Raw genomic sequence first — 26,415 nt, 5'->3', positions numbered from 1 at the left:
ACCATCAGGTGATGCCATATAAAGACTGCAGTTGCTGTCGCTGACATCTTTGATTTCAGACAAAAATCGAAGATGCCAGCAGGAAAATCGTCTAGTTAGAAATTCAGAAACATACGTCAGCTATACTGGACCAGTGTTTTGCGAATCGGGAGAATCTTCTCTGTTTGCACTGGCCTTAAAGAGTTGAAACCAATATTCGAGCGAGTTTAGTTTGATCAGGTGCTGGCTTACAGCGATAGGTAATTGCCGCTCAATCTCGGGCACAAGCACACTGAAGTACGAGCGTCGCTGTTCGCCGCCATCGCGAAGTAGCCCCATATATGAGGGCAAAATCTCTGGATTTTTGCGCCTTTCGATGCGGTGCGCACGAAACAAACCCGTCATAAGAGAGGCTCGAACGCTGAGATAGGCCATCGGCATACTGGCATCGCCTCTATTCTCAATGTTCTTGCTCGCCACAAGAAAATCGGCAACCCAATTGTTACCCAGCAAGTGGCTGGACTCGTCGCGAATTACAGGATGAGGATGACGCCCAGAAGAAATATCCAGATTGTCCGGGTAGTGGGAATAGAAGCGCTGAAACATACATCCAATGGAACAGACCAACAGGTACAATACTTTGAAATTGAGCCTACGGTCTTTTACGAGATATTTCAATGTGAGATCCATCGCCTCAGCATCGGCCATCAATTCCCGTGCCTGTGCAGGAAGATCGGGCGGCACCGACTTAGCCGCATCTTGGGGAACAGAGCTCATGTTAGCAGAGTTGTTCAGATCCACGGCGACCTCGTCAATTTCCAAGAAACTATAATCATGGACTTTTGACTTGCCACCCGAGTGCATCAGATGATGTCCCTGCGCGACATGGCCTAGCTCGTGAAAAAATGTCCACACAAGCATCAGCTCAAACATTATGAACCGGCACCGAACGTCATTAGCTTGAATTTGATGATCGCGCTCTCTCTGCTCTCCGAGAACCTCGATCATGGTACTACATTGGAGTCTAAATATCTCCGCCACATACGACTCATTTAGCTGCGGTATTGGATCGGTAAACCGAACCTGGCAATCGAGAAACCCTTCTATGTCATTGAAATTTTTTAACGTATCGGTCTCCATCCCGATACGTCGACACACAAGAGGAAATGAGAACGCATCTGCATAGATTTCTGAGATGAGAGAGGTGCGGAACTCCACGCGGGGGAAAAGAGGGCGGCTCGGGCTGATGGCGACGCCGGCGTTGGGTGGTCCCAGTGTCATTTCGAAGCTTAGTTTACCGCCCTTAGGCTCGAAAATTTCTTCGTTGGACCATTTAACGAGGCTGTCGATTAGCTGTTGTGCTAGCGCTTCAATGAACTCATTGTTGATAAACCTCTTTTCTTCCTGTAGCCGCAACTGTTTAAGATCGTCAATCTCGTTCATGGTACCCCTTACTTGAAAACTTCCGTGGTCTATACGGTCTCACGCGAAAATCGCCCTCCACCGCCTTGGTCTGCTGATATTGTATTCGTATCCATGCAACCTACTGGAAAACCGTCAACGGCAATCCGATCACTGGGGCACATTCGGACAAAGACGCCATTTTAGGCGAATCAATTCGCTCTTCAACAACGAATACTTTCTAACTTTACTATAAGATCTCCATCGTTAAATGTGATGCCGCGACGAAAACCATACGATTCGCCTGTTTCAAGTGCTCACTGCCGATGATTCAAACAACTAAAAATTATGCAGAGCAAAGAAGTAACAATTACAATAAGCATAAGAAGGTGAATCACTTGCAGACTATTTTTCCTTTTTTCGTCCGCTGCCGGCCACATTAAAAGTCTGCGGCCCAATGATATTTCCCACGAAATTTTGCCCAATCTTGCCGTGGGTTTCAACGTGTGGGGCATTCCCTGCTTGGGATGCTGGGGGCGTTGGCGAGCGCATGCCGCCAATCATCCCAAGTACGCCTGCTTTCCCTCGAACGTCCATACTTCTATAGCCATCCAACAATTCTCGCTCATCCGAGGTAACGGCTGATTGCAATCTCTCACCCGTAAGTATGTAGTGGACATCGACCCCGATGCCAGCCAGCGCTCGTAAGTAAAGCGCATCCGGGGCACGCTCGTCTTGTTCATACAGCGTTTGTGCGCGTCGCTTCAGCCCGGCGACGGCAGCAAAATCTTCCTGGTTCATGCCCAGCCGTTGACGCTCTTCTTTTAGTATTTCACCAATTGATCTCATTTGTGCGCAAATTCTTCTTTACAATGCTCTCATTTGAGAGCTATAGTTATGCCATACCATAGCGATTACAGATCATAACATTATGAAAAACGTATCCATAGCGAGGCGCACTGCCAAGGGCGTCACGACTAAGCCTCTTGGCGTTCGTCTGACGTCTGATGAGGTAGACGAAGTCGAAGGCTACGCAGAGAAACTTGAGCGCTCCCGTGCCTGGTTTCTACGTTTCCTGATCCTGCGCGGCCTCGCCGACTACAAGCGTGAACTCGCTTCCAAATCCATTCACTAAGGACAACGTCATGTACCCCGATGCAAAACGTATCCGCAGCCACCGCGTCATGCTGCGCCTGGACGATTACGAGCACCAGCTCGTTTCCTCGATCGCCAACTACCAGGGCGAAGAGCTTGCGGTGCTGGTGCGCCAGATCGTGATGCGTGAAGCCTTGGCCGTGATCGCCTTGGATGACGCCACCATCGACAGCGTACAGCGTCGCAGCGTTTAAACCGAGTCACTTTTGAGCAACTCTAAAGTTACAGAAAATGCCAGACCATCAAATTCACCTCAATGACGAAGAGCGCGCGGTGCTGGAACTCGTGCGCCAACGCCAGGGGCTGGCAAGTATCGACCAGGCGGCTGAATGGCTCGTCAAGTCGCGCTTACGCATACAGTCGAAAAACATGACAGGTCGCGGTCGCGCCCTGTACCAAGTGGAAAGAAAGCTGAAATGAGAGTCATCGGCCTGCCCTGCCCGCATTGCGAAAACACCGTCCGCGCCGTCAAAAGCCGCACGATGTCCGCCATGTTCAAGGAAATCACCTACATGTGCCAAAACCCCGAATGCGGGCACTCCTTCGTGGCAGGCCTGGAAGTGCTGCGCACCCTCTCGCTGTCCGCCATGCCCAAGCCGGATATCCGCATCCCGATGTCCCAGCATGCGCGCGCGGCAGCCACCAGCCAGCTGGCCCTGGACCTGACGGCGGGCTGCTGATGACTATCGCTATCCTCGCGCCGCCGTAACCCGGCCGCCGTAACTCCCCTCTTTTGCTGTGCCCTGCAGCGCTCCCTTTTGAGCGTGCGGGATTCGTTCAACCTGAAATAAGGAAAACCGATGGAAACCACGCTGCACGTCACCAGTCATGCCCGCCATAGCCCGGCACCAGGTACACCCCGCCCGGCACTACAGCAATGCGTCGTGCCAGTGGCGCCGACGTGCTTCCTGCTGCATGCCGGCGCTGGCGCCGACATCGGCGCGCTGTCCGCCTACATTCATGAAATTGCCAAGACCTACCAAGCCTATGGCGCGGCCAATCTCACCTTCATCATCAGCGATGCGCAAGCGCTGCAGCTTGGCGGTTTTTTCACATCGGAAAATCAACGCGCAGTAGTCGGCAGCCTGCCCTTGGAAATGCGTTATCTGTTTGCCAGCGAAGAGGGAACAACTGCGCTTTCGTACTGGGGCGAAGGTATGGCCAAGGCAGGCGCACGCTGATGCAGCGCCTGGCCAAAGCCTGCGGCATCTGGCTGCTGTCGCTCCTGATCGTCATCGCCCCTGACGTGCTGCGGGCCATCGGCGTCATCAAGGACTGAACCATGCCGGCGTCCCTTATCGACAATCACCTGTCCTTCCAGCCTGCCGCCGAGATTCTGGCCGCGCGCGACAAGGACATGCCGACGCCACCAGGCGCCGGGCATGCGCTGGCCGCCATCGCCGAAGCCAAGGCCCAGCTGCGCAGCATCAAGCCGCGCAACCTGGCGCCCTTCATGGCCCAGGCCTGGGGATTGTCGCCGCGTGGCGCGCGCCGTTCCGTGCTGATCGCCGCCGGCCTGGACGCCGACCGCTGGGAATCGCCGATTCACTCCTTTACCGAGGAAGAGCGCATCGAGCTACGCGCCGCCACTTCCGCCGCTATCCGTGTGTACGAAAGACTGTTGAATGCAATCTAAACAAATCCTGCTGCCTGACGCGCAGCGTCACGAAGCTTTCTTGCGCTCCGCCCAGTTCGCGCCCGAGCTGGCCCGCATCCCCTACAAATGGCGCAACCGCGTCATCACGGCCGCCCTGGCCAAGATGGCCTGGTCGTCCTGGCACAAAGTCTATGAATCCGTCGCCACCGGCTTTGTGCGCGAGTTCGCCGAACAGTACGTGCCAGCCGGCGTCGACCTGTCGCAAAGCGACGCCGACATCGTGGCCACCGCCGAACGCGCGGCGGCCGGCGTCACCAAAATGCTGTGGATGGCCGTGTCCGACACGCACGCCCTGCAGATCATGGAAGACGAATGCGCCTCCTATGGCATCGATCTGCCCGAATTCGACGCGCTGACCGACACCATCGCCCGTCTGGTGGACGCCCGCTGGTGGCGCCGCCAACTGCGCAAGCGCGTCAAGCGCGCCTTCGAGGCCGGCAATATCCGCCTGGGCTACGTGAACTATCGCGGCGAACCTTACGCCAGCAACGACGCCGTGCTGTCGCGCCTGGCGCAAAACCGCCGCAACGCGGCGGCGCTGGCCGCCACGCTGGTGCAAAACGAGAGCGGCCAGCAATTCAGCATCGCCGAGCTGGCCGAGAAAACTACCGCCAACAAGGCCATCCGCCGGGGCGAACTGATGTTGCGCATCAACGGCTTTGAGCAGATCGCCCGCGAGTGCGGCGATCAAGGCATTTTCATCACCTGGACGTGCCCATCGCGCTTTCACGCCATGCAGCACAGCGGCAAGCCAAACGACAAGTTTGACGGCTCCACGCCGCGCGAGGCGAACGCATACCTGGGAAAAATGACGTCGCTGTGCCGCTCCGCGCTGGCACGCCGGGGCATCGGCCTGTACGGCTTTCGCATCGCCGAGCCGCACCACGATGGCTGCCCGCATTGGCATCTACTGCTGTTCGTCCGCCCCACCGCGAAATACAAGACGACCCACCTGCAGGACGTGGCCGGCCGCGCCATCCGCATCATGAAGCGCTACGCCTGGCGCGTGGACCGTGGCGAACCGGGCGCCTTCGCGCGCCGCCTGGACGTCAAACGCATCGACTGGGCGAAGGGCAGCGCCGCCGGCTACATCGCCAAGTACGTGGCCAAGAACATCGACGGCGTGGCCGAGCACAAGACGAAAGAAGGCTATGTCGTCACGGCCGACACCGAAGGCGATGTCGAGCTGACGCCATCGGCGCGCGTCGAGTCCTGGGCCGCGTGCTGGGGCATCCGCCAATTCCAGCAATGGGGCGGCGCACCGGTCACCGTGTGGCGCGAACTGCGCCGCATCGAGGAAAGCATGCTCAACGAGGCGCCGGCCGCCATGCGCCGCGCCTGGGACGCCGTGCAAAAGATCGACGGCGAAAAGCGCGCCTGCTGGGCCGAATACCTGCGCGCCCAGGGCGGCGCCCTGGTGCCGCGCAAGGAGCTGGTCGTCACCCTGGCCAAGGACGAAAAAACCGTCATCGGCCGCTACGGCGAAACGCTGCGCACCACGCCCTACGGCGTGCGCTGCAGCGACCTCATCGGCGTGGTCTTCAAGTCCGTACGCCATACGTGGACGCCAGTACAGGCCACAGGCGGGCGCGCGGTGGCTGTTGGGGTCGCCGTTCCTCGGACTCGTGTAAATAACTGTACGCACCCCGACCGCCCTTCCCCGGCCACGCCGCCAGCGGCGCCCATGCCTGACCTGCCTGACGAGGCAAAAACCGCATTGATTGCAGCCTGGGCGGCCGTCAACGCCTGCCCGTATCCCCGGCTGATCGTCCCCGACAACCCACCCAATGAAGGAAATGGCACATGAGCACATATGCCGTGATCGTTCGCACGCAAACCGAACGCTTTGAATACGCCGCGATTGCCGCTTCCAGCGGCGACGCGATCCAGGCCGCCCTCGACCACTTCGGCGTGTGCGGCGTTACAGCCAAACTGAAAGGAGCACCGCAATGCTGAACACTTCGACCAATTCGCCGCGGCAAATCGCCCTGGGCGACCGCGTGACCTTCGATACCGACGAAGGCTACCAGGCCGGCACCGTCAACGACCTGCGCCGCGACGTGGGCAATGGCGAGCTGCATGCGTGGGTGGAGCTAGACCACCAGTGGCCCGGCATGTTCCGCGCGGTGCCGCTGGCCGCCATCGAAGCGATCAAGAAGGCTGTCGCGCCTGTCGGGTACCCAGCATGACGGCGGAACGCTCATTACCTGCCGTGGCGGCCTTGATCGAGGACGCCGACTATAAAGAATTTTGCAGGCTAAGAGACTTCCGCAAGATCGGCGCCGAAGTTCCCCAATATACCGAGGCCGAAGCGTTCGCCTTGGCAACGAGCAAAAGCAAGGCATGCAACCCCGCAATAACGAGAGCGGCATCCAATGAATAACCTTTTTGACAATTCCATCCAGTCCGAAACCCTGACTGCGGAAGAGCTGGAAACCATTTCAGGCTGCTGCCGGAAAGTGGATCAGATCAAATGGCTGCAGCAAAACGGCTGGACCTTCATCAAGAACCGCGCCGGCGCGCCCATCATCGGGCGACTGTACGCCAGGCTGCGCTTGAGCGGCATCAATCCCGCCAGCCTGGTGAGCACGCCGGCCTGGGCGCCGGACCTGTCCAAAGTACGTTAAAAGAAAGAAAACTATGCGACCTAAGAGCACTGGCTACAAACTCCCCCCGCGCATGCTGCGGCGCGTGCGCAAGCTCAAGTCCGGCGATACATGGACCGGCTACTACTACAACGGCCGGGACGATGCCGGGAACAGGAAGGAATACCCGCTGGGCACGGATCTGGTCGAGGCCAAGCGCCTGTGGGCAGAATACGAGTGCAAGCCTGTCCCGACCGACGCCACGCTGATGGAGTATGTGTTTGCGCAATACGTCCGGGACATACTGCCCGGCAAAGCGCCAAGCACGCAACGCGAGAACTCAAGCTCGTTGAGCCAGCTGCGCCCGGTCTTCGACAGCGCGCCCATCGATGCCATCACGCCGCAGGACATTGCCCGCTACCGCGACGCGCGCAGCGCCAAGGTGCGCGCCAACCGCGAAATCGCGTTGCTGTCGCATGTGTTCAATATGGCACGGGAATGGGGCTACACCAAGCGCGAGAACCCATGCCGGGGCGTGCGCAAAAATAAGGAGGTGCCGCGCGACTTCTATGCCGACAAAGCCGTGTGGGATGCGGTGCGAAACGCTGGCTGTGAAGAGCTGCAGGACGCCATGGACCTGAACTACCTGACCGGCCAGCGGCCTGCGGACGTGCTCAAGATGCGCGACGGCGATTTGAAGAATGGGGCATTGCAGGTGCGCCAGGGCAAGAGCAACAAGCTGCTGCGCATCGTGCTCGAGCACGACGGCATCAAGTCCGAACTGGCGAAGGTCATCGAGCGCATCCACGCGCGCCCGCACCGGCCGCGCACTACCTTCATCGTCGCGCTGCCGAATGGTTGCCAAGTCAAGAAGTGGCATTTGCGCCTGCGCTTCGATGGCGCCCGGAAAGCTGCGGCGGAACTGGCGCTAAAGGCTGGCGACGAAGAGCTGGCCAGCCGCATCAAGGCCTTCCAGTTCCGCGATATCCGAGCACGCTCTGCCAGCGACATTGCCGACCTTGGCGCCGCCAGCTCCCTGCTGGGACATAGCGAAAAAGTCATCACGGAAAAGGTATATCGACGAATTGGCCAAGCAGTTCGGCCGACACGCTAAGGACCGAATTCGATCCAGCCAATCATGGCTGGATCGTAATTATGCTAAGTAACCAATAGCTTTGCCATAGTTAAAAAGCTTCGTAAGGACATAGTTAGATATATCGGCACGACCAGTTTTTTTGCGCCACATAAGCTCAAGTCGAACCATTGAACCAGCTACCTTTACGACGATATCAGTCCGTCTCGTTAAGCCGAGTCCAAAATCTTGCTCCACTTCGTAACTTTCAATAACGCCCATATTTTTAAGCGCCTCTGCAATCGCCCTGTTTAACGCAATATCATTTGCTGCGGCAATCGCGGTAAGCTTTTCAAATGCAGTTATCGAGTTTGACCCAGTCTTACCGCCTACCTTCCGCACACCAATTGGTTGATTTTTAAACGAGGATACTAAATTGGTGCCTCCAAGACGTTCATGAACTTTTTTATCAGAAGCTACTGTCATGCCATTCGCCTTCATGGTTGCCTTAAGTTCAGGGGACGCGTACGTCCTTACGGCCGCTAGCGCCGCCAATACCGGAATATGCAAAACACGAGCATCAAAAAAAGTTCCCAACAAACCAAGTTTTTCTGGAAACTGTTTTAGTTCCTCAACAATATTGGCTTGTGTAACAGAGAGCATTCGATCAATATCTGCCGAATACATCGTACCCCTTGTTATTCCATCAATATCACTATCTGGTTCGTTTCCTGCCAGAACTACAATCCAAATACGGCACACATCCTTTTGAGCGAGTACAGTAAGTGCACCTCTATTAGCAATGAGGTCCCTCCTGATCATTCCCAGATATGTCCCTATTGTTGATGTTAATTCAATCAGCTCTTCTGCACGAGTGGTCGATATACCAAGATCATGTATAGTTTCACCTTGATTCAAGAGTGCAATAGTTTTATTCGCAATATTTATAAAATCGGACTTATCCGGCCCAGGAAACCTGTATATAGGATCACCAAGCCCTACAAGCGCTTCGGCTCCAATTTCGCTCGCCAACCTCGCCAGCTGGTTAGCTAAGTCATCTCTATTAACGGGCCAAGCGATCAAAGTTCGTTCACCTTCGGCCGTTCTGACGAAGGAATTAATCGCATGTATTGATTTTTCGAGCAATTCTTTCGAAACATCTGTCAGCGCTTCTCTGCCTTCAAAAACTACGATTCGAAGATCCCCAGTTGCCAAAGGCAATTTTGAAAGCGTGTCACTTATATCCTCATTTTTTCCAACCGTTAGCGTCTCAACATTATTTCTAAATAAACCTACGGTATGGATAAAAGTTGACTTACCTGTCCCAGAATCACCCCTTAAAATCAGAAACGCTCCTCTAGACGAGGCTCTCATATCAGAATGAACCGCGTCGACGTGGTCAAGTGCTGTTTTCACTGGGGAAATAATTTGGGCAAGCTGCCCAGGTACTTTGCGTTGCAAAACATCGTAGCGATCTGGAACACTTATATCAAACTGGGCACTCATACGCTTCTCCTAAGAACCGCTACTTCATTGAAAAGTGACTAGTTGCGGAAATCACTTCCGTAACTAGTCACTTTAAGAAAAGAAAAGAAATATTGTCTTTTTGATAAAAAATAGATCGAAAAAAATAAGTCCTTTAAAAACAAGGACTTATTCTGCAATTCTGGCGGAAGCGGTGAGATTCGAACTCACGAACAGTTTAACCCGTCGCTAGTTTTCAAGACTAGTGCCTTCAACCACTCGGCCACGCTTCCAGATGGCAGCATTATACATAAAGGTCCGTGGCTTACCAATGACTAGAACTGTCGCGGCTCTTTTCCCTCATAGCAAGGAGGCGGCACGCCTGGGCTACACGCCCCAGTTCTCGCGCAGCGCCTTCTCGAACTCCCCCGCCGGCAACGGCCGCGAGAACAGGTAGCCCTGTACTTCGTCGCAGCCAGAACTCTTCAGGAAGGCCAGCTGCTCCGCCGTTTCCACGCCTTCCGCGATGACTTTATGGTGCAGCTGCTGGGCGATGCTGATGATGGTGCTGGCGATGGCGCAGTCACTGGCATCTGTCGGAATGCCGGTGGTGAACGAGCGGTCGATCTTTAATGTGTCGATGGGGAAACGCTTGAGGTAGGACAAGCTTGAGTAACCAGTGCCGAAATCGTCCAGCGACAGGGCCACGCCCAGCGCCGTGATGCGGTCCATGATGCCGATGACCCTCTCGATGTTGTGCATCAGGGTGCTTTCCGTGATTTCCAGCTCCAGCCAGGCCGCTTCCAGGCCGTAGCGGGCCAGGGTCGCGGCCACCCTGGCGGGCAGGGCTGCCGTGAATTCGCGCGCGGACACGTTGACGGCCAGGCGGATCGGCGGCAGGCCGGCCAGTTTCCACGCTTGCGCCTGGGCGCAGGCCGCTTCCAGCACCCATTCGCCCACTTGCACCACCAGCCCCGTCGATTCGGCCAAAGGAATAAACTCGGCGGGCGGGATCATGCCGTGCTGCGGGTGGTGCCAGCGCACCAGGGCTTCGGCGCCGATGATGCGCCCGCTGGCCAAGGCATACTTTGGCTGGTAATGCAGCAACAGTTGCTGCTCAGACAGGGCCTGGCGCAAGCCTGTTTCCAGCCGCATGCGCGCCTGCATGCCCAGGTTCATGTCCTGGCTGTAGAAGGCCACGCTTTCCGCTTCGCCGCCGCTGTCCTGCTTGGCCCGGTACATGGCGATATCGGCCAGGCGCAGCAGGGTTTCCGCGTCCTGCCCGTCTTGCGGATACACGCTGATGCCGATGCTGGCGCCCACGCGCAAGTCGTGGCCTTCGATCAAAAACGGTTCCACCAGCGAGGCCAGCAGCTTTTGCGCCACCATGCTGGCCTCGAAATGCTGGCCGATGTCGAACAGGCCGACGGCGAACTCGTCGCCACCCAGGCGCGCCACCAGGTCCTGGTCGCGCAAGGCGTGGCGGAAACGCAGCGAGACTTGCCGCAGCAATTCGTCGCCGATGCGCCGGCCCAGGGTGTCGTTGATCAGTTTAAAACGGTTCAAGTCGATGAACAGCACGCAGCCGAGCATCTTGCTGCGCTGCGCCACGCTGAGGGCCTGGTCGACCAGCTTGGCCAGCAAGGTACGGTTAGGCAGGCTGGTCAGGGGGTCGTAATAGGCCAGGTGGTGCAGGCGCTCTTCGGCCAGCTTGCGCTCCGTGATGTCCGTCAGGTAGGCGATGAGTCCGATGGGCTTGTCGTCCAGGTCTTGCAGCGGCGACAAGGACAGGCTGGCCCAGAAGATCTCGCCCGACTTCTTTCGGCGGCGCACCTCCATCAGGCGCCCTCCCTGCTCCAGGAAGGCGTCGTGGAAACCCGTGTCTTCGTCGTCGTACAGGAACAGGATGTTGCGCCCCACGGCTTCCACCGAGGTGTAGCCGAACAGGCGCTCGGCGCCCTTGTTCCAGCTGGTGATGTAGCCGGTCAAGTCCATCGTCAGCACGGATTCGTGCAACTGGTCGAGGATTTGCGTCTGCTGCGCCAGCAAGGCTTCGACTTGCGCGTAGGCATGGGTCGAGCGTTGCGCCAGCGAATGCACTTGCAAGACGCCGGCCGTCAACGATGCCAGGCTGGCCAGGTGGCGGCGGTCAGCGTCGTTATACAGCGGGCGCCCCGCCACGCTGTAATGGCCGAAGCAGTGGCCGTCGAAACTGATTTCCTGCAGCAAGGCGGGCGTATCGTCGGGAAACAGCGCGGCCGGCGCAGCGGCGTCCATGCTGGCCGCAGGCAGGAAGCGGCCATGCGGGCTGACCATCACGGCGCTGGCGATACGGCCCAGCTCGGCCACCAGCGCAGGGCCGCGCAAACGCACGACGGCGTCGCACAGGGCGGCGCTGTCACCGAGGAAATCCGACACCGGAAACAGGGTCATGCTAGAGGTTCCGGCTGACCTGGATGGCCCATTGGTAGGCCTGCAGCAGGCTGCGCCAATAGGTTTCTCCATCGATGCCGGCGCGGCGCAGGCCCTCGGGCGGCGGCGCGGCGCTTTCGACCAGCGCCAGCAAGGTGCCCAGTTCGCCATTGCGTTCGAGCAAGGCGGCGCTCACTTCCGGCGCCAGATTCAGGGTGGCGATGATTTCCTGCATCGGCATGCCCAGCAGGACGTCGAGCAGCGAAAACACGCCCGCCATGAAGGCCAGGTCCTGCGCGTCGCGGTCGCCGCCGCGCAGCTGGCACAGCGCTTCCATCTGCGCCGCGCGCACGGCCGCCAGCGGCAGCAGCGCGTGAATCTTGCCATCGTCCTGTTGCCGCGCATACAACAGCAGTTGCAGCCAGCGCTGCAGCTGGCGCCGGCCCAGCAGGGTGATGGCCTGGCTGAAGCTGGTAATCGGCGCCGTGAAGCCGAAGGCGGCTGAGTTGACCAGTTTCAATAAATGATAGCTGAGCGACGGATCTTGCTTGAGCGGCACTTCCAGCTCGTGCGCGTCGGCATCGCGGGCCAGTAAACCCAGCAGCGCCAGCAGGCGGCGCCGCGACGTGGCGTCTTCCGGCTCGCTTTGCTGACGCGCATGGTGCAGGGCGTAGTCGCCAGCAAACCAGCTCACGCCGAGTTCTTGCAAGACAGCAAGCTGCTCCGCGTCGGCGATGTTGTAGGCCAAGTGCGGCCCAGCCAAGGGCAGCAACTGGTGCAGGGCCGGGCGCGCGCCGGACGCGTCAAAGCTCAGCGCGCGCGCGTCGACTTGCGCCGCCGCCACGGGACCGGCATCGGCGCCATCGAGGATGAGGCGGTAGCCGGCGTCGCGCCATTGCTGGCATTTTTTCTGGATCTGCTTGTCGCCGGCAAGATGGGCCGGCAAACGGAAGATGGTGCGTTGCGGCGCCAGTTGCGCCAGCACGGCCTCGTCCACGCCATGCGGATCGGCCAGGGGAATGATGCAGTCGAGCGGCGCCAGGAAGGCATACGCATCGGCAGCGGCCAGCGCTGCCAGCAGCGGCGCCGTCGAGGCCTGCGGTACATGCAGGGTGACAGCGACCCACTCGTTATGAGCATTGGCCACTGCTTGTAATCCCACCAACGGAAACAGGTTTGATTCAGACGCTGACATCGGTATCTCAGTGTGGGTAGGGCGCCATAGTAAATAAACTGACCAGCATTGGCAACCCTGGCCCGACAGGGATGCCATTTCGACAGCGAGAATCATTCTATCCGAATCTCACCCATGAAACAGTTTAATTTTGGCAATAAATATTCAAAAAGAACATTCCCCCGCGAGACCCGCCTGCCATGCGGGTTTGACAAAAACACGGCACGGCGCGCGCATTCTCAGGCGCTGCCGCCATGCGCGTGCTCGACCGCATATTTGATCAATTCGGCCTGCCCTTCGATGCCCAGCTTGCGCTTGATGTTCAGCCGGTGCGTCTCCACCGTGCGCACGCTCAGGTCCAGGTCGCGGGCGATCTGCTTGTTCGACTGGCCCGCCGCGATGTGCTGCAGCACTTGCTGTTCGCGCGTGGTGAGGAAGGAATCGTGCACCTGCGGCCGGGATAGCTGCCGCGCCAGGGCCGCGCTGTAATAAATACCGCCGGACATCACCGTCTCGATGGCGAACACAATATCTTTCCCTGGTGCATCTTTAAGCACATAGCCGCGCGCGCCGGCGGCGATGGCTTGCGACACATACTCGAGCTTGTCGTGCATGGACAGGATCAGCACGGCAATCTGCGGAAACGCCTGCTTGAACAGCGCCGTCGCTTCGATGCCGTTGATGCCGCGCATATTGATATCCATCAACACGAGATCCACCTGGTGCGCGCGCGCCTGAAGCAACGCCTCGTCGGCGCCGCCCGCCTCGGCCACCACGTCGAAATGCGCCACCGCTTCCAGGCGCGCGCGCAAGCCGTCGCGTACGAGGGGATGGTCGTCCACCAGCAGGATGTTGATCTTCTCGGTCATGTGTATCTATCAGTGTGAGGGTGGAAGGGCGAGCCGCGCCAGCACCAGGGTACCGGCCGCAGACGAGGTGATGTGCAGGCTGCCGCCGATGGCTTCCATGCGTTCCGTCATGTTGCGCAGACCGATGCCGCGCTGCGGATGCAGGGCGATGCCATCGAAATCGAAGCCGCCGCCATTATCCTGGATGCGCAATTCCACGGCCTTGCCCGCCTCGTGCAAGCTCACTTCCACGCCGCGGGCGTGGGCATGGCGCTCGCAATTGGTCAGCGCTTCCTGGGCGATGCGGAACAATACGGTATTGACCATGTCGGGCAAGCCCTCGCCCGCCGCCGCCGGGCTGGCCGTGAAACTGGCTTGCGCGCTGCTGCTGTCGTTAAATTCATGCACGAGGTGGTCGAGCGCGGCGGCCAGGCCCAGGTCGTCGAGGATGGCCGGGCGCAGGTTGTGCGAAATGCGCCGCACCTCGCCCAGCACCTTGTTCAACTGCTCGGCGGCCCGCTCGAAGGTGGCGGGCGCCTTGTCTTTCTGTTCTGCATTGCCGGCCAGGCGCGCGATGCCCGCCTCGATCTGCAGCTTGATGGACACCAGCCACTGGCTGATGCCGTCATGCAAGTCGCGCGACAGCCGCGCCCGCTCTTCTTCCTGCGATTCCACCACGCGCTGCGCCAGCACTTTCAGCTTGGCGTCGGCCACCCGCAATTCGCGCAGGTTCAGCACGAGGCCGCAGGCGGCCACCAGCAGGGAGCCGAGGATGGCGATGGCGGCGATCAGTTCCATGGTCGAGCGGATATTGCGCGACTGCTGGGCGTCAACCTTGGCCAGCGCCTGGTCCACGTCATCCATATAAATGCCGGTGCCCATCATCCAGCCCCATTCCGGCATCAAGATCACATAGCCGAGCTTGGGGGCGGACTTGTTCGTCGACGGCTTGATCCAGTTGTAGCGCTCGAAGCCGCCGCCGCTCTTCGCCCGCTGCATCAGGCGCTGGATGGTCAGATTGCCCTCGGCGTCGCGCAATTGCCACAGATTCTGCCCCACCAGTTCGGGCTGGCGCGGATGCATCAGCGACTTGCCCTGCAAATCATAGATGAAGAAATAGCCGTCGTCGCCATAGCTGAGGGCGGACAGGATGCGCTTGGCCTCCTCTTGCGTAGCGGCATCCTTGCGCCCCGACTGGTACAGGGAAGCGATGGAATGGCTGGCCAGGGTCACGTAATGCTTGAGTTCAGCTTCCTTGCTGGCCAAATACGCCTGCTGGATGGTGGCGCGCTGCTGCTCGGCCAGGGTGATGGCCTGGTGCCGCACGGCAAATGCGATGGCGCACAGGGCGAGGATCAGCGGCGTGATGGCCAGGAAGATGACTTTCTGTCTGAGTTTCATGGCCTGGCGCTCCGGCGGCGTCGATGCTGGTGGGAATGCGTGATTTTACGTCGCGGCACGGCGATCGGTCTGCGTAGTAATACTGAGCGTTACTGCGTAGTCGTGCGCTTGCGGCAATTATACGATTCCTGAATACTCGCCATAAGCTGCAAACAACCAATTCACACCCAAACTGGCGACGACCAGGCTCGGCAGCACACATCATCGCACGGCACAGCGCCCGTCAATCTCTGGAGGAAGCATGAACCGCATTTTCAAACAACTGGGCTGGGCAGCGCTTGCGCTGGCAGGCGCCGGGTCTCTGGGCGTCGTCGCCCTGCAACGTGGCGAACCGATCAGCGCGATCTGGATCGTCATCGCCGCCGTCTGCGTGTATCTGATCGCCTACCGTTTCTACAGCCTGTTCATCGCCGACAAGGTGCTGGGCCTGGACGCGCGCCGCATGACGCCGGCTTTCAAGCACAACGATGGCCTCGATCACGTGCCGACGAATAAATATGTGTTGTTCGGCCACCATTTCGCGGCGATCGCCGGCGCCGGCCCCCTGGTCGGCCCCGTGCTGGCCGCGCAGATGGGCTATCTGCCCGGCATGCTGTGGATCTTGGCGGGCGTGGTGTTTGCGGGCGCCGTGCAGGATTTCATCGTGCTGTTCATTTCCATGCGCCGCGATGGCCGCTCGCTGGGCGACCTGATCAAGGCTGAACTGGGCGAAATTCCCGGCATGATTGCGCTTCTGGGCTGCTTCATGATCATGGTCATCATCCTGGCCGTACTGGCATTGATCGTCGTCAAGGCGCTGACCGGTTCCCCATGGGGCAGCTTCACCGTGATGGCAACGATCCCCATCGCGCTGTTCATGGGCGTGTATTCGCGCTTCATCCGCGTGGGCCGCATCGGCGAAATTTCCATCATCGGTTTTGTCTTGCTGATGCTGGCCATCATCGGCGGCCAGTACGTGCAGGAACACGCCGTGCTGGGCCCGATGTTCACGTTCACGGGCACGGAACTGACGTGGATGCTGATCGGCTACGGCTTCATCGCTTCCGTGCTGCCCGTGTGGCTGCTGCTGGCACCGCGCGACTACCTGTCTACTTTTCTCAAAATCGGCACCATCCTGGGCCTGGCCATCGGCATCATCGTCGTTGCGCCGTACCTGAAAATGCCGGCCATGACCAAGTTCATCGACGGCTCCGGCCCCGTCTGGTCGGGCAATCTGTTCCCCTTCCTGTTCATCACGATCGCCTGCGGCGCCGTCTCCGGCTTCCACGCCTTGATTTCCTCGGGCACCACGCCGAAGATGATTGAGAACGAAAGCCACGCCCGCTTCATCGGCTATGGCGCCATGCTGATGGAATCGTTTGTGGCCATCATGGCCCTGGTGGCCGCCTCGACCATCGAGCCGGGCATCTATTTCGCCATGAACAGCCCGGCCGCCCTGATCGGCACGACAGCCGAGTCCGCCGCACAGGCGATCTCGCAGTGGGGCTTCTATGTGACGCCGGACATGCTGACGCAAACGGCCAAGGACGTGGGCGAGCACAGCATCATCTCGCGCGCCGGCGGCGCACCGACCCTGGCCGTCGGCATGGCGCAGATTCTGTCCGGCGCCATCGGCGGCAAGGCCATGATGGCCTTCTGGTACCACTTCGCCATCCTGTTCGAAGCGCTGTTCATCCTGACGGCCGTCGATGCGGGTACGCGTGCCGGCCGCTTCATGCTGCAAGATTTGCTGGGCAGCTTCGTGCCAGCTTTGAAACAGACGGAAAACGTCATCGCCAACCTGCTGGCCACGGGCCTGTGCGTGGCGGCCTGGGGCTACTTCCTGTACCAGGGCGTGGTCGATCCATTGGGCGGCATCAACACCCTGTGGCCGCTGTTCGGCATCGCCAACCAGATGCTGGCGGCCATCGCGCTGATCCTCGGCACCTGCGTGCTGTTCAAGATGAAGCGTGGCCAGTATGCGTGGGTGACCATCACGCCGACGATCTGGCTGCTGCTGTGTACCCTGACGGCCGGCTGGCAAAAGATTTTCGACGCCAACCCGCGCGTCGGCTTCCTCGCGCACGCCAAGAAATATTCGGCGGCACTCGATGAAGGCACCCTGCTGGCGCCGGCCAAGTCGGTGGCACAGATGCAACAGATCATCTTCAACGATTACCTGGACGCCGGCCTGGCCGCCTTCTTCGTCATCGTCGTGATCAGCGTGCTGTTCTTCGGCATCCGCACCATCATGAAGGCGCGCGCCGACAGCCGTCCGAGCACCAAGGAAACGCCGTTCCAGGCCATGCCCACGGTGCAATGATGATAGACGAAATCATCAAGGCGGGTCGGTATCTGGGGCAAAGCATGCGGCTGATGTGCGGCTTGCCCGAGTACGACACCTACGTGGCCCACCGGGAAGTCACCCATCCCGGCGAGCCGATGATGACGTATGAAGAGTTCTTCCGCGAACGGCAGGAAGCCCGCTATGGTGGCGCCGGCAAGCGTGGCGGTTGCTGTTAGCGGACACCTGACCCAGCCTACTGCGCGTCGGTATAGGCGGCTTGCGATGCTCACCGTACTAAAGTACGGTTGCGCTTCTCGGCCACCTCTCCCTTCCGCTCGCTACGGCTGAGTCAGGTGTTGTTGCTCAGCAATAATTTGAGGGCGGTCTTGTGAGACCGCCCCATTCATTTCCTCTCGTATAAGTTCCCCTCCCCTCTCTTCCCTTAGACCCACATCAACATCTGGGTGTGTCTTCGCGTCTATATTTTTCCAATAGGAATTAAATAACAGTCAACGGGCGACCGGGGAAGCAGCGACGCATGTTCAATTTCCAACGCTCCAGCATCAGCCAGAAGCTGACCATGATTTCGGTACTGTCATCGGGCTGCGCGCTGCTGCTGGTGTTCGTGGCGTTTGCGCTGACGTCCGTGCTCAGCCACAAGAACGATGAAGGCAAGCAATTGCTGTCGCTGGCGGGCGTGATCGGTGCGGCCGGCGCGGTGCCTTTGCTGGCGGGTAAATCGGCGCAGGGGCAGGCGGAACAGGTGCTGGCGGCCTTGTCCGCGCGCGACGAGGTGGCCCAGGCGGCCCTGTTCGACAAGGGCGGGCGTTTGTTCGCCCTGTACCGCGCGCCGCAGCATGCGGACGGCCTGCCGGCGCCGGAAGACATGGACCCGGCCTTGCTGGCCGACATGGCCGTGCAGCCCGTCACGCAAGGCTCGGGCACGACCCTGGCGCCCGGCATGCGCCTGTACCGTCCCGTCTACCGGCCAGGCGAGCCGCAACAGATCATCGGTGCCGTGCTGATCGAGGCGGACCTGAACCACATGTGGCGCGACATCGGCCGCAACGTAGGCGCCATTGGCGGCGCCACCGTGCTGTCCTTCCTGATCGCCGTGTTCCTCGCGCGGCGCTTCAAGAGCGTGATCGCCGAACCGATCACCAAGCTGATCGATACCGCGCAAAAAGTGTCGAGCAGCCAGACCTACAGCCACCGCATCGCGCACCAGCGCAGCGACGAGCTGGGCGTGCTGATCGACAGTTTCAACGACATGCTGGCGCAGATCGACAGCCGCGACAGCACCCTGGCCAATTACCGCGACCAGCTCGAACGCCAGGTGGGCGTGCGCACGGCGCAGCTGGAAAAGGCCAAGGATGCGGCCGAGGCGGCCAGTCACGCGAAAAGCGCCTTCCTCGCCACCATGAGCCATGAAATCCGCACGCCGATGAATGGCGTGCTGGGCATGACGGAACTGCTGCTGGCCAGCCCTTTGAGCCCGCAGCAGCGCCACTACACGAGCATGGTGCAGCGCTCGGGACAGAATCTGCTGGTGATCATCAACGACATCCTCGACTTTTCCAAGATCGAGGCGGGCAAGCTGAGCGTGGAATACATCCGCTTCAATTTCCGCGAATTGCTCGACGACATAGAACACGTGTTCGCGCCGCAGGCGGAAGCGAAAAACATCAGCCTGGAATTCGATATCGCCTACGACATCCCGATCGCCATCTGCGGCGACCCTAACCGTTTGCGCCAGATCATCGTCAATCTGCTGGGCAACGCCATCAAGTTCACGGAAACGGGCAAGGTCACGGTGAAAGTGACCGTGTGCAGCGAAGACGCGCCCAGCGTGGGCCTGCGTTTCGAGGTGCACGACACGGGCATCGGCGTGTCGAACGAGGCGCAGACGCGCATCTTCGAATCGTTCTCGCAGGCGGACGGTTCGACCACGCGCAAGCACGGCGGCACGGGCCTGGGGCTGACGATCTCGAAACAGCTGGTGGAGCTGATGGGCGGCACTATCGGCGTTGATAATGCTTTAACGCAAGGCTCGATCTTCTGGTTCGAAGTAAATTTCGATAAGCGGCGGGTCGACAGCGACGACCCGTCCTTCAACCTGAAAACCACGCGAGGGTTACGCGCCTTGATCGTCGACCACACACCCGCCACGCGCGCCGTGCTGGAGCGGCAACTGGCCAGCTGGCACATCGTCAGCGACAGCGCCGGCACGGCCAGCGACTGCCTGGGCAAGCTGCGCGCGGCGGCCCAGGCGGGCACGCCGTATGCCGTAGCCCTGCTGGACATGGAATTGCCGCGCACCAGCGGCCTGGCCCTGGCCGCCAACATCAAGAGCGATCCGCTGCTGGCCGACCTCAAATTACTGCTGCTGAGCACGGAACAGGCGGCGGCCGATCCCGTGCAGCGGCGCGAGGCGGGCGTGGCCTTCCAGCTGATCAAGCCGGCCCGCGAATGCGACCTGTTCGACTGCATCGTCACGCCGCCACGCGCCAGCGACAGCCTGCGCATCCATCCGCCGCACACGGCGCGCCAGGTGGGCCGGCGCCAGCGCCGCCGCGTACTGCTGGCCGAGGACAATGCCGTCAACGTGGAAGTGGCGCTGGCCATGCTCGACAGCCTGGGCCTGGACGTCGTCTGCGCGCGCAACGGCGAAGAAGCCTTGCAGGCGGCGCAGGCCGAGGATTTCGATTTGATCTTGATGGATTGCCAGATGCCGGTGATGGATGGCTTTGCCGCCACGGCGGAAATCCGCCGCCACGAACAGCAGTGCGGCCACGCGCGCGTGCTGCCCATCGTCGCCATCACGGCCAATGCGCTGCAGGGCGACCGCGAAGCATGCCTGGCGGCCGGCATGGACGATTACCTGAGCAAACCGTTCACGCAGCAAGACCTGGGCCACACGATCGCCCGCTGGATCACCCTGCCGCGCGCGGCCACCGTGCACCACAGCGAAGCGCTTCAGTCACACACGCCGCAGGAGGCGCCGCCCGCAGTGCCGCCGCCTGCGCCTGCCTCCGCGACATCGGCCCAGCCGCTGAACCGGCAGGCGCTGGAAAACATCCGCGCCCTGTCCGGCACGGATGGCGATGCGCTGCTCGAACGGGTCATCCTCGCCTTTACCGGCGAGACGCCGCGCCAATTGAGCGCCATGCGCGAAGCGATTGCCGGCGCGGATGCGGAAGCGCTGCGCAAGGTGGCGCACAGCCTCAAGTCGGGCAGCGCCAACGTGGGCGCCGACGGCCTGGCGCAGCTGTGCAAGGAGATGGAAAAACTGGGCCGCGCCGGCAGAACCGAGGGCGCAGCTCCCCTGCTGCAAGAAATGCAGCAGGCCTTCCTGGCCGTACGCGAATCGCTGAACGCCATCCTCGTGAAGGAACACTGACATGACAGCGCCCCTCTCCCCTCCCCGCGGCCTGGTGCTGGTGGCCGACGACGATCCCGTGATGCGCTTGCTGATGCGGCAAATGCTCACGCAGGTGGGCCTGGACGTGATCGAGGCCGAAGACGGCGTGCAGGCCCTGGCCAGCTACAAGCACAGCGGGCCGGACCTGGTCATGCTCGACGTCGACATGCCGGCCATGGACGGCTTTGCCGTATGCCGCGAAATCCGCCACCAGGAAGTGGGCGGCACGGTGCCCATCATCATGGTCACGGGCGGCGACGAACTGGAAGCCGTCACGCGCGCCTACGAGGTGGGCGCCACGGATTTCATTTCCAAGCCCATCAACTGGCCCATCCTCGGCCACCGCGTGCTGTACGTGCTGCGCGCCAGCGACGCCATCGCCCGCCTGCGCATCGCCGACGCGCACAACCGCGCCGTGCTGGCCGCCATCCCCGACACCTTCTTCCGCCTGAACCGCGAAGGCTTTTATCTCGACTACGAACAGGGGCACGACGCCAGCGCCGGCTTTTCCCTCAGCGACTGCGTGGGCAGCCATATCCGCGACGTGCTGCCGCCCGAAATCGCCGCGCGCCTGCTGGACCAGGCGCACGCCGTGCTGGCCACGCAGCATATCGGCTCGGTCGACTACACGCTCACGCACGAAGACAGCACGCGCCATTTCGAGGCGCGCCTGGTGGCGACGGGGGCCGATGAAGTGCTGGGCCTGGTGCGCGACATCAGCGAGCGCAAGCGCACGGAGGAGCAGATCCGCCGCCTCGCCTATTGCGACAGCCTGACGGGCATCCCCAACCGCCAAGCGTTCCTGGAAACGCTGGAGCGCGAACTGGTGCGCTCGAAGGAACACGACAAGAAATTCGCCGTGCTGTTCATGGACCTCGACGCTTTCAAGCGCATCAACGACACCCTGGGACACGACGTGGGCGACCATTTGCTCAAGGTGGTGTCCGAACGCCTGCGCGAAACCATCCGCCCCAGCGACCTGGTGCTGCGCGCAGAGTATGAACTCGACGGCATCTCCGGCGGCAGCAACCTGGCGCGCCTGGGCGGCGACGAATTCACGATCCTGATTCCCGACCTGGAGCGGGTGGAGGACGCGCTCAACGTGGCGCATCGCGTGAAAGAAGCCATGCGCCGGCCCTTCATGATCGAAGGACACGAGATTTTCGTCACGGCCAGCATCGGCATCTCGCTGTATCCGGAAGATGGCGAGGACTGCAACTCGCTGCTCAAATATGCGGACACGGCCATGTACCACGCGAAGAACTGCGGCAAGAACAACGCCAAGCTGTACAGCTCTTCGCTGACGATGGAAATCATGAGCCACGTCAAGATGGAAGTGGGCCTGCGCAAAGCCTTGCAGAACAACGAGCTGTATCTGCTGTACCAGCCGCAGATCGACGTGCCGAGCACGCAGATCGTCGGCGTGGAAGCGCTGGTGCGCTGGCGCCATCCCGAACGGGGCATCATCTCGCCCACGGAATTCATCCCGCTGGCCGAAGAGACGGGGTTGATCGTGCCGATCGGCGAATGGGTGCTGCGCACGGCGTGCAACCAGGCCAAGGCGTGGCAAAGCGACGGCGGACGCGCCATCCGCATGGCCGTGAACCTGTCGGCCAAGCAATTCAAGGATGAAAACCTGATGCAGATCGTGCTCTCGGCCCTGGCCGACACGGGCCTCGACGCGCGCCTGCTGGAACTGGAATTGACGGAAGGGACGTTGATGGACGATGCGCGCGCCACCATGGTAACCCTGGAGCAATTGCGCGGCATCGGCGTGTACCTGTCGATCGACGACTTCGGCACGGGATATTCTTCAATGAATTACCTGAAACGCTTCGACGTGCGGGCCTTGAAGATCGACAAGAGTTTTATTGCCGGCTTGCCGCAGGATACGGAAAACGCGGCCATCACGCGCGCCATCATCGCCATGGCGCATGGCTTGAAGATGGTGGTGGTGGCCGAGGGCGTGGAAACGGACGAGCAACTGCTGATGCTGGAAGAATACGGCTGCGACATGGCGCAGGGATACTTCCTGGGCCACCCGTCGCCGCACGACACGATCACGGCCATGCTGGCCAGGCAGAGAGGCCAGTTGGCCAGCGTGGAAACTAGAGCACTTCGAAGGCAAGGATTTGCGTGACTTGCTGGGCGTTGAAATTGTCGTCGGAAATCATCACCAGGCTGCGGCGGCCGTTTTCCAGACGCGGCCCCCAGCTGATGCCTTCGATATTGTCGACTCTTTCAAGGCCGGTCTTTTCCAGGTCCAGCAGCAATCGCTTGCGCGCCGGCACATAGCTGGCGCCCGCCAGCGCCGGAATGGCCTGGATATCGGTGGCGCCCTGCGTTTCCATCTCGTAGATGCGCACGTGGTTCGTGTAGAGGCCATCGGCGTGTTCCACGCCGGCCCGCTCCACCACCAGCAGCTGGTGATCGTTGACGGCGAGGATTTCCGACACGCCATTGTCCGCTTCCTTCCCCGGCGCGGGCCGCGACGCCACGGGCTCAATCGGATACGCGTACTGGCCCAGCACGGTGCCGGCGCGGTCCAGGCGCGTGATGCGCACGACGGAGCCGTGGTCCGGCGTGGCCAGCGGAGCATCCTGGTACAGGGCCGCTTCCATGCCCAGCCACAGGCTCTTGCCATCCGACGAAAACGACAGCGCTTCAAAGCTCATGTTATTGCGCGAACCGATTTCATCCTTCGCAACCTTGAACATGGCCGGCGTGGGCAAGGTGGCCAGGTAGTGGCCGCCACTATCGGCATGGCGCACGAACGGGTCCAAGCCCACCTTGCGGTTGCCTTCGCTGCCGTACCACAGGCTGCCGTCCTGGGGATCGACGCGGATGGTTTCGATGTCGGGTACCTGGTCGCCCTGCTCCAGCTTTGCATGCGCCAGGTTCGGATAGCGGCTGCCGTCGAGCTGCGTGAAGAAATGCACGCTGGCCAGGGTCACGCCCGTAAACGCCTTGCTGTCGTAGGCCAAGGTGGCGCGGTAGAAGCGAGCCGGATTGATTGCCGAGCGATCATCGCTTTCCATCACCCAGCTCTTGTTGGCCGCATCGTAATCGATGCCGGACAAGCCGCCCACCGTGGTGCCCTCGAACGGGTATTTCAAGGCGATGCGCTGCTCGCCGATCAGGCGCAAGCCCGTGACCGGTGCGTCGTGGGGGAAGCTGGCGCAGGCGGAAAGGAGGATGGAGATGGCCAGCGCGGGGATCAGACGCGCACGGGGGGCGCGGAGGGACGACTGCTTCACGATATTCCTTAATAAAACCCAAAGGACAGAATCCGGGGTCGGACCCTGAGGGTCCGACCCCAGCCCTTGCCTGGGGTCAAGATGATTTACCAAGCTAAACCTACACCACCCCATCGGCCTTCAGCCGCGCGATGGCGGCCGCGTCAAACCCCAGCGACGCCAGCACCTCGTCGTTGTGCTGACCCAGGGTCGGCCCCAGCCACTGCGTCTTGCCCGGCGTGGCGGACAGTTTCGGGCTGATCGCCGGCAATTTCACGGGCGTGCCGTCGGCGAAATGGTGTTGTTCAAACATGTCGCGGGCGAGGAATTGCGGGTCGCTCAGCATGTCGCGCACCGAGTAGATTTTACCGGCCGGTACGTCGGCTGCCTTCAGCACGGCCAGCGCGCTGTCTATCGTGTGCGTGGCGCACCAGGCGCCGATGGCGTCGTCGATTTCCTGCGTGCGCGCCACCCGGCCGTCGTTGCGCGCCAGTTGCGGGTCGCCCGCCATGTCGATGCGGCCCATGGCCAGCATCAAGCGCTTGAAGATGGCGTCGCCATTGCCCGCGATGACGATGTTTTCGCCGTCGCCCGTCGTGTAGGTATTCGAGGGTACGATGCCGGGCAGCGAGCCGCCCGTGCGCTCGCGCACCACGCCCGCCTGGTCGTATTCGGGCACCAGGGACTCCATCAGGTTGAACACGGATTCGTACAGTGCCACGTCGACCATCTGTCCTTCGCCGCCATCCCGGCCACCCGTCACGTCGCGGTGGCGCAGGGCCATCATGGCGCCGATCACGCCGTGCAGGGCCGCCACGGAGTCGCCGATGGACACGCCCACGCGCACGGGCGGGCGGTCGGCAAAGCCGGACACGTAGCGCAAGCCGCCCATGGATTCGCCGATGGCGCCGAAACCGGGCAAGTCCTTCATCGGCCCCGTCTGGCCAAAACCGGACAGGCGCACCATGATGAGCGACGGTTTCTCTTTCCTGAGCTGCTCGTAGCCGAGATCCCACTTTTCCAGCACGCCGGGGCGGTAATTCTCGATGATGATGTCCGCTTCCAGGGCCAGCTGGCGCGCGATGGCGCGGCCCTCGGGCGACTTCAGGTTCAAGGTGATGCTTTTCTTGTTGCGTGCCTGCACCGACCACCACAGCGAGGTGCCGTCTTTCAGCACGCGCCAGGTACGGATGGGGTCGCCGCCATCGGGCGACTCGATCTTGATCACGTCGGCGCCGAATTCGGCCAGCATGCGGGCGCAGAACGGCCCCGCGATCAGGGTGCCCAGTTCCAGCACTTTAATGCCTTGCAATGGACCAGTGGTCGCGGAGGATGTTGTCATGTTGTGCTCAGGTTGCCCTGCGGTCGAGCATCGCGCGGGCAATCGTGCCCGCGTCGACGTATTCCAGTTCGCCGCCCACGGGCACGCCGCGGGCCAGGCGGCTCACGCGCAAGCCCCGCGCCTTCAGCATTTCGCTGATGTAGTGGGCGGTGGCTTCGCCTTCATTCGTGAAATTGGTGGCCAGCACCACTTCGCCGACCACGCCATCGTTGGCGCGGTTCAGCAATTTTTCGAGGTGGATATCTTTCGGGCCGATGCCGTCCAGCGGAGAGAGTCGCCCCATGAGGACGAAATACAAGCCCTTGTAGGTGAGCGTCTGCTCGATCATCAGCTGGTCGGCGGGCGTTTCCACCACGCACAGCAAGCGCTTGTCGCGCTCTTCGTCGAGACAGGTCTCGCATACTTCGTGTTCGGTAAACGTATTGCACAGGCCGCAGTGATGCACGGCATCGACGGCCTGGAACAGGGCGCGCGACAGCATGGCCGCGCCTTCCCTATCGTGCTGCAACAAATGAAACGCCATCCGCTGCGCCGACTTGGGGCCGACGCCGGGCAGGCGCCGCAGCGCCTCGGTCAGGAATTCAAGCGACTTGGACATGGATCAACCTTGTCCCGTGCCATAGATCGAGCGCATGCGGTCTTGCATCAGAATGGCATTTTGAAGCCGGCTGGCAAATTCATGCCGCCAGTCAAGCCCGCCATTTTTTCAGCGGACGTCGCTTCCGCCTTGCGCACGGCGTCGTTGAAGGCGGCAGCTACCAGGTCTTCCAGCATGTCCTTGTCGTCGGCCAGCAGCGACGGGTCGATGGAGACGCGCTTGACGTCGTTCTTGCACGTCATGACGATTTTGACGAGGCCGGCACCGGACTGGCCTTCCACTTCCACCAGCGCCAGTTGTTCCTGGGCCTTTTTCATGTTGTCTTGCATTGCTTGCGCCTGCTTCATCAGGCCAGCCAGTTGATTTTTCATCATGAGAATGCTCCGTTCAATTCAGTTTGTGAG

Annotated in this window: 27 protein-coding genes and 1 tRNA gene; 16 read left to right on the top strand and 12 right to left on the bottom strand. The window is 60.8% G+C overall.

The window, feature by feature from the left end; translation table 11 throughout:
• Positions 1 to 120: 120 nt before the first annotated feature.
• On the bottom strand, positions 121 to 1,422 hold the full coding sequence (locus O3297_RS00630; RefSeq protein ID WP_305047452.1) for a hypothetical protein: 1,302 nt from the start codon (positions 1,420 to 1,422) through the stop codon (positions 121 to 123).
• A gap of 363 nt (positions 1,423 to 1,785) precedes the next feature.
• Positions 1,786 to 2,229, bottom strand: a complete 444-nt coding sequence (locus tag O3297_RS00625) for a helix-turn-helix domain-containing protein (RefSeq protein WP_305047451.1) — start codon at positions 2,227 to 2,229, stop codon at positions 1,786 to 1,788.
• 82 nt (positions 2,230 to 2,311) lie between these two features.
• On the opposite strand from O3297_RS00625, the gene O3297_RS00620 reads away from it, so the two are divergent.
• The 12 genes from O3297_RS00620 (at position 2,312) to O3297_RS00565 (ending at position 7,891) form a co-directional block, all read left to right on the top strand.
• Positions 2,312 to 2,515 (top strand): ribbon-helix-helix protein, CopG family, encoded by a 204-nt coding sequence (locus tag O3297_RS00620; protein WP_139178462.1) that lies wholly within the window; start codon positions 2,312 to 2,314, stop codon positions 2,513 to 2,515.
• Positions 2,516 to 2,525: 10 nt separating this feature from the next.
• Complete coding sequence (locus tag O3297_RS00615) at positions 2,526 to 2,729, top strand: hypothetical protein (protein WP_035820909.1); 204 nt, start codon at positions 2,526 to 2,528, stop codon at positions 2,727 to 2,729.
• Between the two features lie 37 nt (positions 2,730 to 2,766).
• Positions 2,767 to 2,955: a hypothetical protein gene (locus O3297_RS00610; RefSeq protein WP_035825591.1), complete on the top strand. Its 189-nt coding sequence runs from the start codon at positions 2,767 to 2,769 to the stop codon at positions 2,953 to 2,955.
• On the top strand, positions 2,952 to 3,215 hold the full coding sequence (locus tag O3297_RS00605; RefSeq protein WP_133992923.1) for an ogr/Delta-like zinc finger family protein: 264 nt from the start codon (positions 2,952 to 2,954) through the stop codon (positions 3,213 to 3,215). The genes O3297_RS00610 and O3297_RS00605 overlap by 4 nt, the downstream gene beginning before the upstream one ends.
• A 120-nt stretch (positions 3,216 to 3,335) precedes the next feature.
• Positions 3,336 to 3,716, top strand: a complete 381-nt coding sequence (locus O3297_RS00600) for a hypothetical protein (protein ID WP_305047450.1) — start codon at positions 3,336 to 3,338, stop codon at positions 3,714 to 3,716.
• Positions 3,717 to 3,817: 101 nt separating this feature from the next.
• A complete protein-coding gene (locus tag O3297_RS00595) occupies positions 3,818 to 4,171 on the top strand; it encodes a hypothetical protein (protein ID WP_035820917.1) in 354 nt (117 codons plus the stop codon).
• Positions 4,161 to 5,999, top strand: a complete 1,839-nt coding sequence (locus O3297_RS00590) for a replication endonuclease (RefSeq protein ID WP_305047449.1) — start codon at positions 4,161 to 4,163, stop codon at positions 5,997 to 5,999. The genes O3297_RS00595 and O3297_RS00590 overlap by 11 nt, the downstream gene beginning before the upstream one ends.
• Positions 5,996 to 6,148 carry a hypothetical protein gene (locus O3297_RS00585; RefSeq protein ID WP_162995787.1) on the top strand — a complete coding sequence of 51 codons (153 nt, stop codon included), beginning with the start codon at positions 5,996 to 5,998 and terminating at the stop codon, positions 6,146 to 6,148. Before O3297_RS00590 ends, O3297_RS00585 begins: the two co-directional genes overlap by 4 nt.
• On the top strand, positions 6,142 to 6,381 hold the full coding sequence (locus O3297_RS00580; RefSeq protein WP_305047448.1) for a hypothetical protein: 240 nt from the start codon (positions 6,142 to 6,144) through the stop codon (positions 6,379 to 6,381). The genes O3297_RS00585 and O3297_RS00580 overlap by 7 nt, the downstream gene beginning before the upstream one ends.
• Positions 6,378 to 6,575: a hypothetical protein gene (locus O3297_RS00575; protein ID WP_305047447.1), complete on the top strand. Its 198-nt coding sequence runs from the start codon at positions 6,378 to 6,380 to the stop codon at positions 6,573 to 6,575. The genes O3297_RS00580 and O3297_RS00575 overlap by 4 nt, the downstream gene beginning before the upstream one ends.
• A complete protein-coding gene (locus tag O3297_RS00570; protein WP_046682344.1) occupies positions 6,568 to 6,819 on the top strand; it encodes a DUF4224 domain-containing protein in 252 nt (83 codons plus the stop codon). Before O3297_RS00575 ends, O3297_RS00570 begins: the two co-directional genes overlap by 8 nt.
• Before the next feature lie 13 nt (positions 6,820 to 6,832).
• Positions 6,833 to 7,891 (top strand): tyrosine-type recombinase/integrase, encoded by a 1,059-nt coding sequence (locus O3297_RS00565; RefSeq protein ID WP_305047446.1) that lies wholly within the window; start codon positions 6,833 to 6,835, stop codon positions 7,889 to 7,891.
• Positions 7,892 to 7,930: 39 nt separating this feature from the next.
• Here O3297_RS00565 and O3297_RS00560 read toward each other — a convergent pair whose 3' ends face one another.
• From O3297_RS00560 to O3297_RS00535, 6 genes are all read right to left on the bottom strand, one after another.
• Entirely contained in the window at positions 7,931 to 9,355 is a 1,425-nt protein-coding gene (locus O3297_RS00560; RefSeq protein ID WP_305047445.1) for a hypothetical protein, read from the bottom strand.
• Positions 9,356 to 9,516: 161 nt separating this feature from the next.
• Positions 9,517 to 9,606: transfer RNA gene (locus O3297_RS00555), tRNA-Ser, on the bottom strand.
• A 94-nt stretch (positions 9,607 to 9,700) separates the two neighbouring features.
• Positions 9,701 to 11,746 carry a bifunctional diguanylate cyclase/phosphodiesterase gene (locus O3297_RS00550; protein WP_305047444.1) on the bottom strand — a complete coding sequence of 682 codons (2,046 nt, stop codon included), beginning with the start codon at positions 11,744 to 11,746 and terminating at the stop codon, positions 9,701 to 9,703.
• A 1-nt stretch (position 11,747) separates the two neighbouring features.
• On the bottom strand, positions 11,748 to 12,872 hold the full coding sequence (locus tag O3297_RS00545; RefSeq protein WP_370385369.1) for an EAL and HDOD domain-containing protein: 1,125 nt from the start codon (positions 12,870 to 12,872) through the stop codon (positions 11,748 to 11,750).
• Between the two features lie 266 nt (positions 12,873 to 13,138).
• On the bottom strand, positions 13,139 to 13,768 hold the full coding sequence (locus tag O3297_RS00540) for a response regulator transcription factor (protein WP_070278050.1): 630 nt from the start codon (positions 13,766 to 13,768) through the stop codon (positions 13,139 to 13,141).
• Between the two features lie 9 nt (positions 13,769 to 13,777).
• Positions 13,778 to 15,148: a cache domain-containing protein gene (locus O3297_RS00535; protein WP_305047442.1), complete on the bottom strand. Its 1,371-nt coding sequence runs from the start codon at positions 15,146 to 15,148 to the stop codon at positions 13,778 to 13,780.
• A gap of 241 nt (positions 15,149 to 15,389) precedes the next feature.
• Here O3297_RS00535 and O3297_RS00530 point away from each other — a divergent pair, with 241 nt between their 5' ends.
• The 4 genes from O3297_RS00530 to O3297_RS00515 all read left to right on the top strand — a co-directional run bounded on the left by O3297_RS00530 (position 15,390) and on the right by O3297_RS00515 (position 22,975).
• Positions 15,390 to 17,450, top strand: coding sequence for a carbon starvation CstA family protein (locus tag O3297_RS00530; RefSeq protein ID WP_099392943.1), 2,061 nt, complete (start codon positions 15,390 to 15,392; stop codon positions 17,448 to 17,450).
• Positions 17,450 to 17,650, top strand: a complete 201-nt coding sequence (locus O3297_RS00525) for a YbdD/YjiX family protein (protein WP_010396213.1) — start codon at positions 17,450 to 17,452, stop codon at positions 17,648 to 17,650. The genes O3297_RS00530 and O3297_RS00525 overlap by 1 nt, the downstream gene beginning before the upstream one ends.
• A 302-nt stretch (positions 17,651 to 17,952) precedes the next feature.
• On the top strand, positions 17,953 to 20,814 hold the full coding sequence (locus O3297_RS00520) for a response regulator (protein WP_305047441.1): 2,862 nt from the start codon (positions 17,953 to 17,955) through the stop codon (positions 20,812 to 20,814).
• Between the two features lies 1 nt (position 20,815).
• The gene (locus O3297_RS00515) at positions 20,816 to 22,975 is read left to right on the top strand and encodes a bifunctional diguanylate cyclase/phosphodiesterase (RefSeq protein WP_034786602.1); all 2,160 of its coding nucleotides are present in this window, start codon (positions 20,816 to 20,818) and stop codon (positions 22,973 to 22,975) included.
• Here the strand turns inward: O3297_RS00515 and O3297_RS00510 are convergent.
• The 4 genes from O3297_RS00510 to O3297_RS00495 all read right to left on the bottom strand — a co-directional run bounded on the left by O3297_RS00510 (position 22,944) and on the right by O3297_RS00495 (position 26,385).
• On the bottom strand, positions 22,944 to 24,092 hold the full coding sequence (locus tag O3297_RS00510; RefSeq protein ID WP_305047440.1) for an esterase-like activity of phytase family protein: 1,149 nt from the start codon (positions 24,090 to 24,092) through the stop codon (positions 22,944 to 22,946). The two genes, O3297_RS00515 and O3297_RS00510, sit on opposite strands and share 32 nt — an antisense overlap.
• A 100-nt stretch (positions 24,093 to 24,192) precedes the next feature.
• Entirely contained in the window at positions 24,193 to 25,413 is a 1,221-nt protein-coding gene (locus O3297_RS00505; protein WP_305047439.1) for a CaiB/BaiF CoA-transferase family protein, read from the bottom strand.
• Positions 25,414 to 25,420: 7 nt separating this feature from the next.
• The gene (gene recR, locus O3297_RS00500; protein WP_034786598.1) at positions 25,421 to 26,011 is read right to left on the bottom strand and encodes a recombination mediator RecR; all 591 of its coding nucleotides are present in this window, start codon (positions 26,009 to 26,011) and stop codon (positions 25,421 to 25,423) included.
• Between the two features lie 47 nt (positions 26,012 to 26,058).
• Entirely contained in the window at positions 26,059 to 26,385 is a 327-nt protein-coding gene (locus O3297_RS00495; RefSeq protein ID WP_034759121.1) for a YbaB/EbfC family nucleoid-associated protein, read from the bottom strand.
• Between the last annotated feature and the right edge of the window lie 30 nt (positions 26,386 to 26,415).

The sequence above is a fragment of the Janthinobacterium sp. SUN128 genome, from assembly GCF_030587275.1.
Classification (GTDB): Bacteria; Pseudomonadota; Gammaproteobacteria; order Burkholderiales; family Burkholderiaceae_D; genus Janthinobacterium; species Janthinobacterium lividum.
This window is presented reverse-complemented; position numbering and strand designations above follow the sequence as displayed.

Bases quoted from the DNA above. Each gene is read 5' to 3' on its own strand.
- O3297_RS00535 (WP_305047442.1), bottom strand. From the start codon at position 15,148: ATGAAACTCAGACAGAAAGTCATCTTCCTGGCCATCACGCCGCTGATC.
- recR (WP_034786598.1), bottom strand. From the start codon at position 26,011: ATGTCCAAGTCGCTTGAATTCCTGACCGAGGCGCTGCGGCGCCTGCCC.
- O3297_RS00505 (WP_305047439.1), bottom strand. From the start codon at position 25,413: ATGACAACATCCTCCGCGACCACTGGTCCATTGCAAGGCATTAAAGTG.
- O3297_RS00575 (WP_305047447.1), top strand. From the start codon at position 6,378: ATGACGGCGGAACGCTCATTACCTGCCGTGGCGGCCTTGATCGAGGAC.
- O3297_RS00540 (WP_070278050.1), bottom strand. From the start codon at position 13,768: ATGACCGAGAAGATCAACATCCTGCTGGTGGACGACCATCCCCTCGTA.
- O3297_RS00565 (WP_305047446.1), top strand. From the start codon at position 6,833: ATGCGACCTAAGAGCACTGGCTACAAACTCCCCCCGCGCATGCTGCGG.
- O3297_RS00625 (WP_305047451.1), bottom strand. From the start codon at position 2,229: ATGAGATCAATTGGTGAAATACTAAAAGAAGAGCGTCAACGGCTGGGC.
- O3297_RS00620 (WP_139178462.1), top strand. From the start codon at position 2,312: ATGAAAAACGTATCCATAGCGAGGCGCACTGCCAAGGGCGTCACGACT.
- O3297_RS00495 (WP_034759121.1), bottom strand. From the start codon at position 26,385: ATGATGAAAAATCAACTGGCTGGCCTGATGAAGCAGGCGCAAGCAATG.
- O3297_RS00515 (WP_034786602.1), top strand. From the start codon at position 20,816: ATGACAGCGCCCCTCTCCCCTCCCCGCGGCCTGGTGCTGGTGGCCGAC.
- O3297_RS00600 (WP_305047450.1), top strand. From the start codon at position 3,336: ATGGAAACCACGCTGCACGTCACCAGTCATGCCCGCCATAGCCCGGCA.
- O3297_RS00590 (WP_305047449.1), top strand. From the start codon at position 4,161: ATGCAATCTAAACAAATCCTGCTGCCTGACGCGCAGCGTCACGAAGCT.
- O3297_RS00605 (WP_133992923.1), top strand. From the start codon at position 2,952: ATGAGAGTCATCGGCCTGCCCTGCCCGCATTGCGAAAACACCGTCCGC.
- O3297_RS00525 (WP_010396213.1), top strand. From the start codon at position 17,450: ATGATAGACGAAATCATCAAGGCGGGTCGGTATCTGGGGCAAAGCATG.
- O3297_RS00595 (WP_035820917.1), top strand. From the start codon at position 3,818: ATGCCGGCGTCCCTTATCGACAATCACCTGTCCTTCCAGCCTGCCGCC.
- O3297_RS00580 (WP_305047448.1), top strand. From the start codon at position 6,142: ATGCTGAACACTTCGACCAATTCGCCGCGGCAAATCGCCCTGGGCGAC.
- O3297_RS00530 (WP_099392943.1), top strand. From the start codon at position 15,390: ATGAACCGCATTTTCAAACAACTGGGCTGGGCAGCGCTTGCGCTGGCA.
- O3297_RS00520 (WP_305047441.1), top strand. From the start codon at position 17,953: ATGTTCAATTTCCAACGCTCCAGCATCAGCCAGAAGCTGACCATGATT.
- O3297_RS00550 (WP_305047444.1), bottom strand. From the start codon at position 11,746: ATGACCCTGTTTCCGGTGTCGGATTTCCTCGGTGACAGCGCCGCCCTG.
- O3297_RS00585 (WP_162995787.1), top strand. From the start codon at position 5,996: ATGAGCACATATGCCGTGATCGTTCGCACGCAAACCGAACGCTTTGAA.
- O3297_RS00630 (WP_305047452.1), bottom strand. From the start codon at position 1,422: ATGAACGAGATTGACGATCTTAAACAGTTGCGGCTACAGGAAGAAAAG.
- O3297_RS00615 (WP_035820909.1), top strand. From the start codon at position 2,526: ATGTACCCCGATGCAAAACGTATCCGCAGCCACCGCGTCATGCTGCGC.
- O3297_RS00570 (WP_046682344.1), top strand. From the start codon at position 6,568: ATGAATAACCTTTTTGACAATTCCATCCAGTCCGAAACCCTGACTGCG.
- O3297_RS00610 (WP_035825591.1), top strand. From the start codon at position 2,767: ATGCCAGACCATCAAATTCACCTCAATGACGAAGAGCGCGCGGTGCTG.
- O3297_RS00560 (WP_305047445.1), bottom strand. From the start codon at position 9,355: ATGAGTGCCCAGTTTGATATAAGTGTTCCAGATCGCTACGATGTTTTG.